Raw genomic sequence first — 13,594 nt, 5'->3', positions numbered from 1 at the left:
CCGAATTCGCGACGAAACGGCTACAAGCTTAGGGCAGCCGGCAGCCCCGCTGCCGGCGCCTCACTCCGCCGCGATCTGTCCGAGTTCCACCACCTGGCGCTCGAACAGGCCGCGATAGACGCCATCTTGCTTGCCTGCGAGCACGGCATGCGTGCCCTGCTCGACGATCTCGCCGCGGTCGAACACCAGGATGCGATCGAGGCTTCTCACCGTCGACAGGCGGTGCGCGATCACGATCGAGGTGCGGCCCTTCATCAGCCGCTCCATCGCCTCCTGGATCAGCGCCTCCGATTCCGAATCGAGACTCGAGGTCGCCTCGTCCAGGATCAGCACCGGCGCATCAGCCAGGAAGGCACGCGCCAGCGCCACGCGCTGCCGCTCGCCGCCCGACAGTTTCACGCCGCGTTCGCCGACCAACGTACCGTAGCCCTTGGGCAGGCGCAGGATGAAGTCGTGCGCGTTCGCAAGCCGCGCCGCCTGCTCTATCGCCTCCAGGCTGGCGCCGGGCCGGCCATAGGCGATGTTCTCGGCGAGCGAGCGGTGAAACAGGATCGGCTCCTGCTGCACGATCGCGATCTGGCTGCGCAGCGATTGCTGCGTGGCGTGCGCGATGTCCTGCCCGTCGATCAGCACGCGGCCGCCGGTGACGTCGTAGAGCCGCTGCACCAGCTTGACGAAGGTGGTCTTGCCGGAGCCGGAGCGGCCGACCAGGCCGACCCGTTCGCCGGCGCGGATCTTGACAGACAAGCCGTCGTACAGCGGCGCGCGGTGGCCGCCATACTGGAACGTGACGTCGTCGAACACGATCTCGCCGCCCTCGATCATGATCGGCCGCGCGTCAGGCGCGTCGGCGATGCCGATCGGCTCGTCATGAATCGCCACCAGCTCGTCCATGTCGTTGACCGAGCGCTGGAGGTTGTTGATGTGCATGCCGACGTCGCGCAGATAGGCGTGGATGACATAGTAGCTCGTCAGCACGTAGGTGACATCGCCGGGCGAGGCGTGACCTGACATCCACAGCAGCACCGCTCCGCCGATCACGGAGGCGCGCAGACACAGCAGCAGGGCGAGTTGCGACATGGTCGTGTAATTGTAACGATACCAGGTCCGACGCACGCGCACGCGCCAGCGGTTGATGACACGGGCGAGCCGCGTGTCCTCGCGCGCCTCCGCACCGAACGACTTCACCACGGCGTTGCAGGTCAGCGCGTCCGCCAGCGTGCCTCCCACCTTGGTGTCCCAGGCATTGGAGACGCGCGCCGCCGGCGCGATGTAGCGCGTCGAGAACACCACCGTGATCGCGACGTAGAAGATCGCCCCGATCGCGATCACCAGGCCGAGCGAGGTCCAGTGCGCGCCGATCAGGATCATCGAGCCGACCAGCACCAGCAGCGACGGCGCCAGAGCCATCAGGATGGTGTCGTTGAGCAGGTCGAGCGCCCACATGCCGCGCGTGATCTTTCGCACCGTGGAGCCTGCAAAGGAGTTCGCGTGCCAATCGGTGGAGAAGCGCTGCACGCGCGTGAACGCGTCCTGCGCGACATCGGACATGATCTTCAGCGTGAACGGCACGATCGCCTGAAGGCCGACGAGCCGCAGCACCATCGAGGCCGCGCCCAGCGCCACGATGGCGCCGAACGCCACCAGCGCCGCATGACGCGCATCTGGGTCGGTCGGGCCGCGCGTCAGCGCATCGACCAGGTGGCCCGAAAACACCGGCATGAACAGGTCGGCGATGGTCGCACCCAGCAGGCCGCCGGCCACGACGAGGCCGCGCCCGGGCTGCTTCAGCCAGTGCCGGAATACGAAGGGCAGCACGACGCGAATGGCAGCGGGTTTCTTGGACAGAGCGGTCATGGCATCATCCGGCCGCACGCGCGGGCCGGCTCCATCGATGGACGCAGGCCGGCCACGAAGGCCGGAACGGCGTCACTCAAAACTGACTTTGACTTGGGAGGTGGAGCGATCGGGACGCCGGGTCGAAACCTTGGCCCAATCGAAGCTGGCGGAAGAGGCCTCTAACAGGCCGCGTACATACCGAGCCAGGCGATCATCGAAATCATCATCGAGCGCGGGCGTACGATCTGCGAATGCGACGAAATCATGCAAATCTCTCCCCGGTTCGATTGAATGAGGTGCGTCTTATAGATGTGTCTTTTGCGATCTGCAACGGGGCGCGCGCGAGATCACGAACGAGTGTTGCAAATTGGTTCGACCCGCTTCGGGCCGTCATGCCTGACGCGGCCGGGGGCATCCAGTCCTTGCGGCGACGACGCCGAGCGTGCCGCGTTAATGTGCGTCACCGCCAGCACCGAACGGCGAAGGCGGCTTTTTCAGCAGCGCGACCAGGAGACTGAGGCCGAGATAGAACAGCGCCAGGACGAAGAAGGCATCGCCGAAGCTCATCACCACGGCCTGGCGGTGCACCAGCTGTGAAAGCTGCTTCATCGCCATCAGCGTGGCATCGCCGAGGCCCTGAAACTTCTGCATGAACATGCTCAGGGTTTCGGTCGCGGTCGCGTTGCCCCAGGTCACCCGCTCCTGGAGGCGCGCGATGTGAAGATCCGTGCGATTGTTCAGCACCGTATTGATCACGGCGAGTCCGACCGCACCGCCGAGATTGCGCATCAGGTTGAACAGGCCCGAGGCGTTCTTGACCAGTTCCGGCGCCAGCGTGCCGAGCGCGATGTTGTTGGTCGGGACCATCGCGAACATCATGCCGACGCCGCGCAGGATCTGCGGCACCAGCAGCTCGTAGAAATCGTAGTCGCGCGTGATCCAGGTCATCTGGTAGGAGCCGAGCGCGAAAACGATCAGCCCGAACGCGATCATGTAGCGCATGTCGACCTTCGCCATGAGCCGCCCGACCAGCGGCGCGACCAGGAACATGGTGATGCCGGAGACGAACATGGTCTCCCCGATCATCAACGCGCTGTAGCCGCGCACTTCGGCGAGATAGCGCGGATAGACGTAGGTCAGGCCGTAGAGGCCGATGCCGATGCAGAATTGCAGCGTGCACCCGACGGCGAAGTTGCGGTCGGAGAAAGTGCGCAAATTGACGATCGGCTCGGCCGCGGTGAAGACTCGCCAGAAGAAGGCGATCGCCGAGATCCCGCAGATCCAGGCGCAGATCGCGACCGACGTGTCCTGCATCCACTCGTATTGCGGGCCCTCCTCCAGCACGTATTCCAGCGTGCCGAGAAAGCTGGCCATGAAGATCAGGCCCCACCAGTCGAAGCGGTCCAGCAGCTCGAGATGCGGCTCATCGAAATCGACCAGCGCCAGCACGCCGAGCGTGATGCCGATGCCCGGCACGACGTTGATGAAGAACAGCCAGTGCCACGACATTGCGTCGGTGATGTAGCCTCCGACCGTCGGCCCGATGGTCGGCGCCAGCGTCGCGACTAGCCCGATGATAGGACCGACGATGTGGAATTTGGAGCGGGGGAATACGGTATAGGCCGAGGCGAACACCGTCGGGATCATGCCGGCGCCGAGAAAGCCCTGCAGCGCGCGCCAGAGCACCATCTCCTCGATCGTGCTGGCAAAGCCGCAGAGCAGGCTCGCGGCCGTGAATCCCGCCGCCGAGATCGCGAACAGCATCCGCGTGCCGAAGGCGCGCGACAGGAAACCCGACAGCGGGATCGCGATGACTTCGGCGATCAGATAGGCGGTCTGGACCCAGGAGACTTCGCTGGAACTCGCCGACAGGCCGGCCTGGATCTCGCTGAGGGACGCCGAGACGATCTGGATGTCCAGGATCGACATGAACATCCCGAACACCATGATGATGAACGCGAACAGCCGCTTCGGCGCGATGCGCTCCGAAGCGGGATCGGCAGCCATGGCCGGTGAAGCGGTGGTGGCGTCGGCCATATGTCAGCTCGGGCTGAAGCAAGCTGCGAGTTGGGTACACCTCTCACGCTTGCGGGAGAGGTCGCGCCGAAGGCGCGGGTGAGGGCTTTCTCCTCCAGGCGATTGCCCCATTGCGGAAGCACCCTCTCCCGCACGCGGGAGAGAGAGCGCACCTGCATTTGCGGCTACAGCGCAACTCATATCACCGCATCCTACTGCGGATGGACCGCGGGATCGTCGAGATCGACTTCGCTGTCGGCGTCGGCAGCACCCTTGTTGGTGTCGACGGTGGCGTAGACCGACATGCCGGCGCGGAGCAGGTTCTGCTTCGCCACCGATTTCGGCACACGGATGCGGACCGGCACGCGCTGCACGATCTTGGTGAAATTGCCGGTGGCGTTGTCCGGCGGCAGTAGTGTGAACACCGAGCCGGCGCCGGCCGCGATGCTGTCGACGACGCCGGAGAACTTGCGCATGCCGTAGGCATCGACCTTGATCGTCACCGGCTGGCCGGGGCGAATCCGCTTGAGCTGGGTCTCCTTGAAGTTCGCGTCGATATAGACGTCGTCCAGCGGCACGATGTTGCCGAGACGCTGGCCGACCGCGACGAAATCGCCGGTGTTGACCAGACGATTGGAGAACGTGCCGTTGACGGGGGCGCGCACCGCGGTGAAGGCCAGGTCGCGCTCGGCCCTGGCGAGCGCGGTCTTGAGCTCGGCGAGCTGCGCCTGGGCCTCGGACTGCTGCGCCTTGGCAACATCGACATTGCTGAGGGCAACGTTGTAGGCGGCCTGCGCGGCCTTGACCGCGGCGGCGCCCTGATCGCGTCCGGCTTCCGAGCTCTCGAAGGTGGCGCGCGAGGCAAAGCCCTTGCTGCTCAGCGCCTGCTGGCGCTCATAATCGAGGTCGGCGCGCTTGAGGCCTGCTTCGGCGGAAACGAGTTGCGCCTTGGCCTGCGCGACCTGGCTGTCGAGCGCGGCGACCTGGCGGCCGATGCGATCGATCGTGGCCTGCTGGGTCGCGATCTTGCTCGCGGCGGCTTCGACGGCGATCCTGTAGTCGCCGTCGTCGATGCGGAAGACGATGTCGCCGGCACGCACCGGCGTGTTGTCGCCGACGAGGATCGAAGCGATGTGGCCGGCAACGCGCGCGCCGAGCATGGTATTGTTGGCGCGGACATAGGCGTCGTCGGTGGAAATATAGAAGCGGCCGACCAGCGTGTAGTAGCCGGCGTAGCTCGCGGCCGCGAGCGCCAGCACCAGACCCAGGCCCATCAGGACGAATTTGCGCTTGCCGGACTTGGACGCACCGGACTTACCGGACTTGGGCGCACCGTCGGCGGGCGAGTCTGGCGCGGGTGCGGCCGGCTTGTCGGTCACCGGCTTCTCCGGCGCCGCGGGTGTCGAACGCTTCGTTTCCTCGGCCACATGAGCGCGCAACTGCTCGGCAACGGGTGCGGCTGTCTCGGACGCCGCATCACCGCCCGCCTGGTCCTCAACCGCTTCCTGGCGGAGGACGCGAGCCGTCTGGTCTCTCGATATGGCCATGAAAGGCCTCCCCAAAATCGCGACCAAGGACGACCGCTGCGCAGCCGGCTTCCTCTCGCTCATTCCAAATATCATTGACCGAACCGTTCGGTCAATATAAACAAATGTGCCCAAGAGGACTGTACTGCCGCGAATTCTTTATTCGGGTTTCACGGTCCTCATCCAATCATAAAACCTTTCGAGACCCTAAACCAATGGTTGTAGCTGCCGGCGAACATCTGCACATCGTCCAAGAGGAGGACAGCTCCAAGCGCCGCCAGATCTTGGAGGGTGCCCGCAAGGTGTTCATGGATCTGGGTTTCGATGGCGCCAGCATGGGCGAGATCGCCCGCGCCGCGCAGGTCTCCAAGGGCACGCTCTACGTCTACTTCGCCGACAAGTTCGCGCTGTTCGAAGCCATCCTCGAACAGGAGGCGCTCCAGCACGGCCAGGTCGTGTTCAATTTCGATCCTGCGCGGGATGCCGAGACCACGCTGAGGGAGTTCGGCCGGGCCTACATCCATCTGCTGTGCCGCCCCGGCGGCGGATCGGCGATCCGCACCGTGATGGCGATCGCCGAGCGCATGCCCGATGTCGGCCGCCGCTATTATGCGCGCGTGCTGGACAAGACCATCAACCGCCTCTCCGACTATCTCAAAGCCCATGTCGCCTCCGGCGATCTCGAGATCGACGACTGCGATCTTGCCGCCTCGCAGTTCATGGAACTGTGCAAAGCCTCGCTCTTCCTGCCCTTCGTCTTGCAGGCCGCGCCCGCACCTTCGGAACAGCGCATGACCGAGGTGATCGACAGCGCAACACGAATGTTCCTGGCGGCATATAAGGCGAAGTAGCAGCGCGTTGCGCACACGGGGCGCGCGGCATTATATATCGAGACCATGTCTCGTGATCTTCGTCCGCCGGTCGACATCCTCCACTACGAGATCGTCCAGGAACAGGCCTCGGCGCTTGGACGAATGGGCCGCGCACTCGAGCAGGCGCTGGCGCGTTTGCGTGAGTTCGACGCTGCCCATGCAGCCACTGGGGTGCCGACCTCAATGCAGCCGGCGAGGCGCAAGCTGGTGATGGAAGCCGGCCATGCGCTCTGGATGTTCGTGGTCCAGCGCGAGGCCTCGGGCCTGCGCGACAGCCGCCATATCATGCGGACCTACAACGTCCCAGGCGAGGTGCAGCGGTGCATGGGACTGCCTCCAGCGCCGTCGAAGCGAGACTCGTCATGACTACGGCGGCGCGCGCTCGTCGCTCACCTGCTTCCTCAGCGCGGCGAGATCATTGACGACCATCTTGGTCGCACCGGTCGAGATGATGCCCTCGTCCTGGAGACGGTTGAGGATCAGGCTGATCGACTGGCGCGTCGCGCCGATCATGCGCGCGAGATTGGCCTGCGTGATGCGTCCGAGCGAGATGGGGCCGTTCTCGTCCTGCGCCGCGTTCTCGCATAGTTTCACCAGCAGCAGCACCAGCCGTTCCGCGGCCTTCTGCCCTGCCAGCGTCTGCGCCAGCATCGAATAGGTCTCGCCCTTGAAACCGAGACACTCGATCAGCGCGACTGCGAACGAGGGCGACTGCGCGATCAGCCGGCGGATCGCATCCTGATCGAGATGCAGCGCCTCGACCCGGCCGAGCGCGCGCGCCGACCAGCTATGCCGGTGATCGCCGAGAATGTAGGGGGCGCCGACGAAGTCACCGGCCTCCCAGGTCGCCAGCATCAACTCGCGCCCTTGCGTGCCGGCATGGGTGCTTTCGACGATCCCGCTCAGAATGACGTGGATGCCGTTGGCGGGCTCGCCCTCCCGCAGCAGGTATTCGCGGTTCTGGTAGGTGGCCAACCTGCCGGTCCGCATCACCAGGTCCAGATCGGGCTTGTCCAACGCCTTCAGCACGTAACGTCCGGTCCCGGACCTTTGCACCTCCGCGCACGGCTCACCTGGATCGCCGACCTCATGCGCATGACCGCGCCCCACGATCCGTCTCCCTCGAAGTGACGGCTCGAAGGCTAGGAGGTCTCCGGTCGGAATGCAACGCGGCGCGACTGCTCAAGGCATGGCCGCCGCAGCCGTGAACGCACAGGCGAGGTCGGCGAGCAGGCGCTCTCGACCGGCCGGCGCCAGGAACGTGACGCCATACGGCACACCGGCCCGGGTCATTGCATTCGGGACTGCGATCGCGGCAAGCCCGAGCGGATTGGCGTAGTTGGTGTAGTAGCCGTTGTTGAAATTGGCCGTCAGCGGATCGCGCGCCACATCATCAATGCTGAGGATGGTGCCGACGGTCGGCACGACCAGGGCATCGTGCGCGTCCCAGAAATCGCGAAGCATGCACTGGACGTCCTTGACCTCATAGAGTGCGCGGTAGGCATCGGCGGCGGAGAACTTCCGGCTGCCGAGGACGAGATCGCGCACGATCTTGACGCCTGCATCGGGATGGGCGTCGAGGAATGCACCGACCGAAACATCGCGCTCGGCGAGGAACGGACCGAAGAACATCAGATCGTTGATCGAGGTGAACGGCGCGAAATCGACCGGCGCGATCGGCAGATCGAGTTGTCGCAGCCTGTGCAGCGCATCTGCGAACAGCCTCTCCGTCTCCGGGTTGCCGAAGAACTCGAGCTGGTCGACGCGTGGCGTTGCGATCTTCAGCGGCCGTACGGGGGACGCCTGCTCTGTCCAGCCGGCGAAATCCACCGGTGAGAAGCAGTCCGCGGGATCGCGCCGCGCCAGCACGCGATAGACGTCGTAGCCGTCACTGGGATCGCGCGTGTAGATCGAAATGGTGTCGAAGCTCCGGCACGCATAGACCATACCGCGCTGGCTGAAGGCACCCGGCGCCGGCTTGAAGCCGGCGACGCCGCAATAGGACGCAGGCACCCTGCCCGATCCGCCGGTGTCGGTGCCGAACGCGAAGGACGACGTGCCGGTTGCCACCGACACTGCCGCGCCCGAACTGGAGCCGCCGGGAATGTAGTCCGGATTGTGCGGATTGCGTGCGACGCCATAAGGCGAACGGACGCCGACGAGGCCGGTCGCGAACTGATCCATGTTGGTCTTGCCAACATAGATCGCGCCGGCCGCAATGGCGTCAGCCACCACCGGGCTCGTATCCTTCGCGACATAGGCAAATTCCGGGCAGGCCGACGTGGTTTGCTCGCCCGCGACATCGATGCAGTCCTTGACCGAAAAGACGAGCCCGTAGAGCGGCAGGCCGTCGATCTCACCGATGCGCGCATCGAGCGCGCGCGCTGCAGCCATGACGTTCTCGGGCTCCGCCGTCGATATCCAGACGCCGCTCTGGTCGGCATCCGTCAGGCGCGACAGCACGTGCGCGGCAACGTCTGACGGCTTGAGCGCACCGTTGCGATAGGCGGCGCGGAGATGGCGAGGCGAGATATCCATATCGGTCACGTGCTGATGTGAATCGGAGGTGCCGGCGGGACGAGCCCGCCGGCAAGTGCCTCAGCGGCCGACCACCTTCTCGAGATAGGCCGGCTGGATGAAGGCTTCGAAGTCGGCACGCGGCAACAGCTTCGGCAGGCGCTCCTGCTTCACCAGAAAGTCGGCGGTTGAAATCAGCGTGTCGACAAACTTGCCCTTCTTCGCGGTTGTGCCGAGATACTCCTCGGTGAGCTGCTGGTTGCAAGGAACCATGCCGGTGCCCTTCATCATCCGCGTCGCGTCGGGTAGCGGCAGCGACAGCTCCTCTGCAATGATCTCGGCCGTCTTCTCCGGGTTCTTCAGCCAGAAGTCGATGCCCTCGCATTCGGCCTTGATGAACTTCTCGACATAGGACGGATACTTCTCCGCGAACGCATTCATGACAACGCCGATGTCCCAGGTCGGATAGCCGCGCTTGGTCATTTCGCCTGAGGTGATGAGGATCTTGCCGCCGTTCTTCACGGCCTTGTCCAGATTCGGCTCCCAGAACCATGCAGCGTCGATGTCCCCGCGAAGCCAGGCGGCCGCGATGTCCGACGGCGCGAGATCGATGATCTTCATCGAGGCGGGATCGACACCCTCGTTCTTCAACGCCTGCAACAGCAGATAATGTGTCGTCGATCCGAACGGCGCGGCAACCGTCTTGCCCTTGAGGTCCTTGAGCGAGGTGATGTTCTTGTCGCTGCGAACCACCATCGACTCGACATAGTCGAGCAGATTGATCACCAGTATACCCTTGATCGGCAGCGCCCGGGTCGCACCGATCGCCGTCGGGGGATTGCCGAGGCCGCCGAAATCGACGTCGTTGCCGGCGATCGCGCGCAGCATGTCGCCGCCGCCCCCGACCTTGACGTACTTGATGTCGATACCCGGCATCTCCTTGGCGAGCAGGCCAAGATGCTTGGTGACGAGCTGCGCGTTCACCAAGTTCAGATAGCCGACGGTCACCTTGGCTGGCTTGTCCTCGGCGCGCGTGGTGGCCGTGAGCGCCAACGTGGAAACAACAAGAGTCGCAATCAGTCTCTTCATCATATCGATCTCTCCTCGATCAGGATCAGGTTCGGGCCCACGGCATCAGCAATTTGGCGATTCCGCGCATCGTCAGGTCGAGCACGACGCCGGTGAGGCCAAGCACGATCAGGCCCATGATCACCACGTCGGACAGCAGGAATTTTGCGGCATCCCAGATCATCCAGCCGAGGCCGGCCGAGGCCGCGACGATCTCGGCGGCGACGAGGACGGTGTAGGTGAAGCCGAGCGAGATACGCATGCCCGCGAGGATCAGTGGTCCCGCTGCGGGCAGATAGACGTGAAGGAGCAGGTGGCGCCGCGCTGCGCCGAGGGATTGCGCGGCACGCACATAGACGGGATCGACGCTGGTGACGGCCTGGATCGTCGAGATCACGATGCCCGGCAACCCCGCAAGGAACAGCAGCGACAGCTTGGAGCTCTCGCCGATGCCGAGCCACATCACGAGGAGCGTGTAGAGCCCGAGTGGCGGCAACGGGCGATAAAACTCGATCAGCGGATTGAGCAACGCACGTGCATTCCTGGATACGCCCATGAAAACGCCGAGCGGAATGCCGACGAGGCAAGCCAACGCGAAGGCCACAAGGATGCGGTAGAGGCTGGCGCCGAGATGCTGGAGCAGGGTGGCGCCCTGATAACCCTTCGTCATGGTCTTGACGAATGCGGCCCACACCGCCTGCGGCTTCGGCAGAAACAGTTCGTTGGCCCAGCCCATCTCCGTGACGATGGCCCAGGCGACCAGTAGCATGGCGACGGTGAGCGTCGAGAGCAGCAACGATCGCGAGACAGTTGGCAGCGGCATACTGCCACGCCGCGTGCGATCGGCCGAAATCGGAATGGCCATGGGACCTGCCTCGACGCTCATGCGCGCACTCCCAGGATCTGCATGATGGTCAGCGCATAGATCCGCGTCGCCATCACAGATTTGGTGATCGAGATGTTTTCGTTGTCGACGGCCCAGCCGTCCTCGCCTGGACCGAAGGTCACTGCGTTGATGCCGGCTTCGCGGAAGCGGATGGTGTCGTTGAAGGCATTCTTGCGATTGACGCCGGGCTCGCGTCCCATCAGTCGCCGATAGACTGCGCGCAAGGAGCGGCAAGGCTCTTCCTCGACCGGCACCGGTTCGGTCGCGTTGACGAACAGCGAGCCGGGTACCTGGCGCACCCCGACCTTGACGTCATTGACGCCCGCGAATGTCTCCTGCCCGAGCCGCTCGATGTCGGAGATCACGCTGGCGAGCGTCATGCCGGGCACGATGCCGACCACCGCGAGCGTGATCGTGCAGGCATCGGGCGAGAACTGCATCTCGCCTGGCAGGCCGCCGCGGATACGCACCACCGAGCAGCAGGGCGGCGTGTGTCCCATGAACTGGCTCGGCACGTGCGTGAACGCCAGCTCCTTCAGCTTCGGCAGCAGCTTGCCCGCTTCCATGATGGCGTTGACGCTGATGTCGGGGCGCCAGATATGCGACTTGATGCCCTCGACCGTGACCTCGACCAGGCAGTGACCGGAATTGGCCACCGAGAGGTTCATGCCCCAGTCTTTACTGACGTCACCCCAGGCGGTCGGCTCGGCCGTGATCTCGTAGTCGGCCGTGAGGCCGACTTTGTTGAGCATGTAGATCGAGCCTTCGGTGCCGTTGCGCTCCTCGTCGACGGTGTAGCAGCACATCAAGGTGCCATCGAATGTCACGCCCTCTTCGATGAGGGCCTGAACCGCGAGCAGCGATGCGGCGAGATTGCCTCGCGTGTCGGAGGTCCCGCGCGCGTAGAGCAGATCGCCATGGCGCGTCGCCTTGAACGGATCGAAATCCGTCATGTGCCATTTCTCGGGTTCGACCACCGGATAGGTGTCGAGATGATCGTTGATGATCAGCGACGGCGCGCCCTCCCGCCCTTTCAGCACGCCGAGCACGTTGGGCCGGTGCGGCTGCGCACTGTGCTTGGTGACCTCCATGCCGAGGGCTTCGAGCTTGCCCGCGACCAGCATCGAGATTGCCTCCTCCTCGGCGGGCGGCAGGTCGGGATCGAGTGGATTGCCGGAACGCGGCTGACCGGTGCGGATCAGTTCCGATGCAAGGTCGAGCCAGCGTTCCTCCGTGATGCGCGACAGCACGCGCTGCTCAAGATCGGAGTGAGGCGGGGTGACAGGCATCTGCATGGTGGGTTCCGCTGGCTCACGGCGCCGGCCGCGCCGCTTCGTTGCAGGACCTTCATTGCAGCGACTGTGCCAACCGTCGGGGAAGCCCTTCCGGGCGCGGATAGCGATTGTCATTCAATGGCTTGGATGGAAACCGCAACCGCGCAAATTTTTGCGCGTCAGCTGCGCTTTGCCAAAGACACAGCGCTGTCTGAACAGACCAGCCGCAGCGGGCGGACGGCCCCTCCTGATCCGGCGCACGCGCCTATTCGTCGATGTACTCGTCCTCTTCGCGCTTGTGCGTCATGCTCTTCCGCGTACCCAGCGAACCGGTGACGGAGGGATCGCGCGCGTTGGCATAGGGTCTGCGCGATTGTGCACGCGCGGCGATCTCGTCGCCGGAGACCGCGGCCGGCTGGCAGATCAGGCGACGACTGGCTCGGCGCATCAGATCGACGTGGATATGGTCGTAGTGGAAGACGTTGGACCCCGGCGCGAGAACCGTGGTGAAATGCGCGCAGGCGCCCGCCTGCACGTCGCGCAGGAATCCCTGCTCTTCCGGCACTCCGCGCCAACCGTCCTTCACGGTGACGCGTCGCCCGTCGGCGAGCACGAAGGCGGAGATGTCGAGCGCATTGCCGAAGGCGTGCTCGGAGATGTGCGCGCGCGAATTGCCGTTCATGCCGCGGCAGGAATAGGCGGAGATCTGCTTGATCTCGGCGACGCGGACGCCGAACCAGCGCATGGCCGAAGGCTGCACGGTATCCGCGAGCCAGCGGTCGAGCTCGGAGACGATGGGACAAGCCAGCGTCGCGGTCGGCTTGATGGCGACGGGACCGACGGCGGTGACCGAATTGCCTTGCCCCGGACCAAGGCGCGGCAGCGGTTGCTGCGAGGGCGCCTGCGAGTAAGGGGCGGGACCGGCCGGCCGCGCCGGATAGCTCGGCGCATTCATGTAGCGCGAGGCACCCGCGGCATCGGTGCCCTCGGGCGGAAGATCGATCTCGTCTTCCTGCGGCGCCACACCAGGTGCATTCAGCGGCATCGGTCCAGTAGAGGCGCCATAGCCCGACGGTTGGCGCACCGCGCTCTCAGGGTAGTTCGACCGCGACGGATAGGACGATGCCGGATAATTCTGGCTCTGCGGATAATTCGACCGCGGCTGCGTCACCGGCCAACGCGGCTGGTTTCCGATGCTACCGGGCGGCCGCAGTTGCTCGTCCGCAAAGCCATAGGTGCTGGAGGCCTCGCCGATGGCAGCGACCTTGAGCGGAAATTCGGCCCCGCACTGGCCAGGGCCCGAAATCGGGTCGATCCGGACGAGGTCCGGACCCTCTTTCACCGCGCCCGATTTCAGGCATGCGGCTTCCGCCTCGGCCCGCCACGGCTCACGTTCGGCCTGAAAGAAGCCGCGACCGCAACCCGCGAGCGAAACAAGGACGATGGAGCCGACTAGATACAAACGAACTCCGCGCGTCATGCACGCACGTTCGGTGAATTTACTTAAAGACTCTTCAACGTGTCGATTTCAGCCTTCCTTAACCATGGCGGCCGCGCTCGCTGGCGGTCGGCCAGCGATGAGCGGCAGCAAGACTG

11 protein-coding genes are annotated in these 13,594 nt (G+C 64.7%); 2 read left to right on the top strand and 9 right to left on the bottom strand.

The window, feature by feature from the left end; all coding sequences use genetic code 11:
• Positions 1–60: 60 nt before the first annotated feature.
• The 3 genes from ACYCVF_RS01840 to ACYCVF_RS01830 all read right to left on the bottom strand — a co-directional run bounded on the left by ACYCVF_RS01840 (position 61) and on the right by ACYCVF_RS01830 (position 5,402).
• On the bottom strand, positions 61–1,857 hold the full coding sequence (locus tag ACYCVF_RS01840) for an ABC transporter ATP-binding protein (protein ID WP_459596848.1): 1,797 nt from the start codon (positions 1,855–1,857) through the stop codon (positions 61–63).
• A gap of 432 nt (positions 1,858–2,289) precedes the next feature.
• Complete coding sequence (locus ACYCVF_RS01835) at positions 2,290–3,876, bottom strand: DHA2 family efflux MFS transporter permease subunit (RefSeq protein ID WP_459596847.1); 1,587 nt, start codon at positions 3,874–3,876, stop codon at positions 2,290–2,292.
• Between the two features lie 191 nt (positions 3,877–4,067).
• Entirely contained in the window at positions 4,068–5,402 is a 1,335-nt protein-coding gene (locus ACYCVF_RS01830; protein WP_459596846.1) for an HlyD family secretion protein, read from the bottom strand.
• 194 nt (positions 5,403–5,596) lie between these two features.
• Between ACYCVF_RS01830 and ACYCVF_RS01825 the strand changes: the two genes are divergently transcribed.
• Together ACYCVF_RS01825 and ACYCVF_RS01820 are read left to right on the top strand one after the other, a co-directional pair.
• Positions 5,597–6,232 carry a TetR/AcrR family transcriptional regulator gene (locus ACYCVF_RS01825; protein ID WP_459596845.1) on the top strand — a complete coding sequence of 212 codons (636 nt, stop codon included), beginning with the start codon at positions 5,597–5,599 and terminating at the stop codon, positions 6,230–6,232.
• 45 nt (positions 6,233–6,277) lie between these two features.
• The gene (locus ACYCVF_RS01820; protein WP_459596844.1) at positions 6,278–6,619 is read left to right on the top strand and encodes a DUF6665 family protein; all 342 of its coding nucleotides are present in this window, start codon (positions 6,278–6,280) and stop codon (positions 6,617–6,619) included.
• Here the strand turns inward: ACYCVF_RS01820 and ACYCVF_RS01815 are convergent, their stop codons facing one another.
• The 6 genes from ACYCVF_RS01815 to ACYCVF_RS01790 form a co-directional block, all read right to left on the bottom strand.
• Positions 6,620–7,363, bottom strand: coding sequence for a Crp/Fnr family transcriptional regulator (locus tag ACYCVF_RS01815; protein WP_459596843.1), 744 nt, complete (start codon positions 7,361–7,363; stop codon positions 6,620–6,622).
• A 72-nt stretch (positions 7,364–7,435) separates the two neighbouring features.
• Positions 7,436–8,791 carry an amidase family protein gene (locus tag ACYCVF_RS01810; protein WP_459596842.1) on the bottom strand — a complete coding sequence of 452 codons (1,356 nt, stop codon included), beginning with the start codon at positions 8,789–8,791 and terminating at the stop codon, positions 7,436–7,438.
• A 60-nt stretch (positions 8,792–8,851) separates the two neighbouring features.
• Positions 8,852–9,862: a taurine ABC transporter substrate-binding protein gene (locus ACYCVF_RS01805; RefSeq protein ID WP_459596841.1), complete on the bottom strand. Its 1,011-nt coding sequence runs from the start codon at positions 9,860–9,862 to the stop codon at positions 8,852–8,854.
• Between the two features lie 22 nt (positions 9,863–9,884).
• Positions 9,885–10,724: an ABC transporter permease gene (locus ACYCVF_RS01800; RefSeq protein ID WP_459596840.1), complete on the bottom strand. Its 840-nt coding sequence runs from the start codon at positions 10,722–10,724 to the stop codon at positions 9,885–9,887.
• Complete coding sequence (locus ACYCVF_RS01795) at positions 10,721–12,019, bottom strand: M20 family metallopeptidase (protein ID WP_459596839.1); 1,299 nt, start codon at positions 12,017–12,019, stop codon at positions 10,721–10,723. Before ACYCVF_RS01795 ends, ACYCVF_RS01800 begins: the two co-directional genes overlap by 4 nt.
• A 244-nt stretch (positions 12,020–12,263) precedes the next feature.
• On the bottom strand, positions 12,264–13,478 hold the full coding sequence (locus ACYCVF_RS01790) for an extensin-like domain-containing protein (RefSeq protein WP_459596838.1): 1,215 nt from the start codon (positions 13,476–13,478) through the stop codon (positions 12,264–12,266).
• Between the last annotated feature and the right edge of the window lie 116 nt (positions 13,479–13,594).

Source organism: Bradyrhizobium cedriense, assembly GCF_054602315.1.
This window is presented reverse-complemented; position numbering and strand designations above follow the sequence as displayed.

What these genes read in the sequence shown, in the direction of transcription:
- ACYCVF_RS01790 (WP_459596838.1), bottom strand. Translation starts at nt 13,478, where the DNA reads ATGACGCGCGGAGTTCGTTTGTATCTAGTCGGCTCCATCGTCCTTGTT.
- ACYCVF_RS01805 (WP_459596841.1), bottom strand. Translation starts at nt 9,862, where the DNA reads ATGATGAAGAGACTGATTGCGACTCTTGTTGTTTCCACGTTGGCGCTC.
- ACYCVF_RS01825 (WP_459596845.1), top strand. Translation starts at nt 5,597, where the DNA reads ATGGTTGTAGCTGCCGGCGAACATCTGCACATCGTCCAAGAGGAGGAC.
- ACYCVF_RS01800 (WP_459596840.1), bottom strand. Translation starts at nt 10,724, where the DNA reads ATGAGCGTCGAGGCAGGTCCCATGGCCATTCCGATTTCGGCCGATCGC.
- ACYCVF_RS01830 (WP_459596846.1), bottom strand. Translation starts at nt 5,402, where the DNA reads ATGGCCATATCGAGAGACCAGACGGCTCGCGTCCTCCGCCAGGAAGCG.
- ACYCVF_RS01810 (WP_459596842.1), bottom strand. Translation starts at nt 8,791, where the DNA reads ATGGATATCTCGCCTCGCCATCTCCGCGCCGCCTATCGCAACGGTGCG.
- ACYCVF_RS01820 (WP_459596844.1), top strand. Translation starts at nt 6,278, where the DNA reads ATGTCTCGTGATCTTCGTCCGCCGGTCGACATCCTCCACTACGAGATC.
- ACYCVF_RS01840 (WP_459596848.1), bottom strand. Translation starts at nt 1,857, where the DNA reads ATGACCGCTCTGTCCAAGAAACCCGCTGCCATTCGCGTCGTGCTGCCC.
- ACYCVF_RS01835 (WP_459596847.1), bottom strand. Translation starts at nt 3,876, where the DNA reads ATGGCCGACGCCACCACCGCTTCACCGGCCATGGCTGCCGATCCCGCT.
- ACYCVF_RS01795 (WP_459596839.1), bottom strand. Translation starts at nt 12,019, where the DNA reads ATGCAGATGCCTGTCACCCCGCCTCACTCCGATCTTGAGCAGCGCGTG.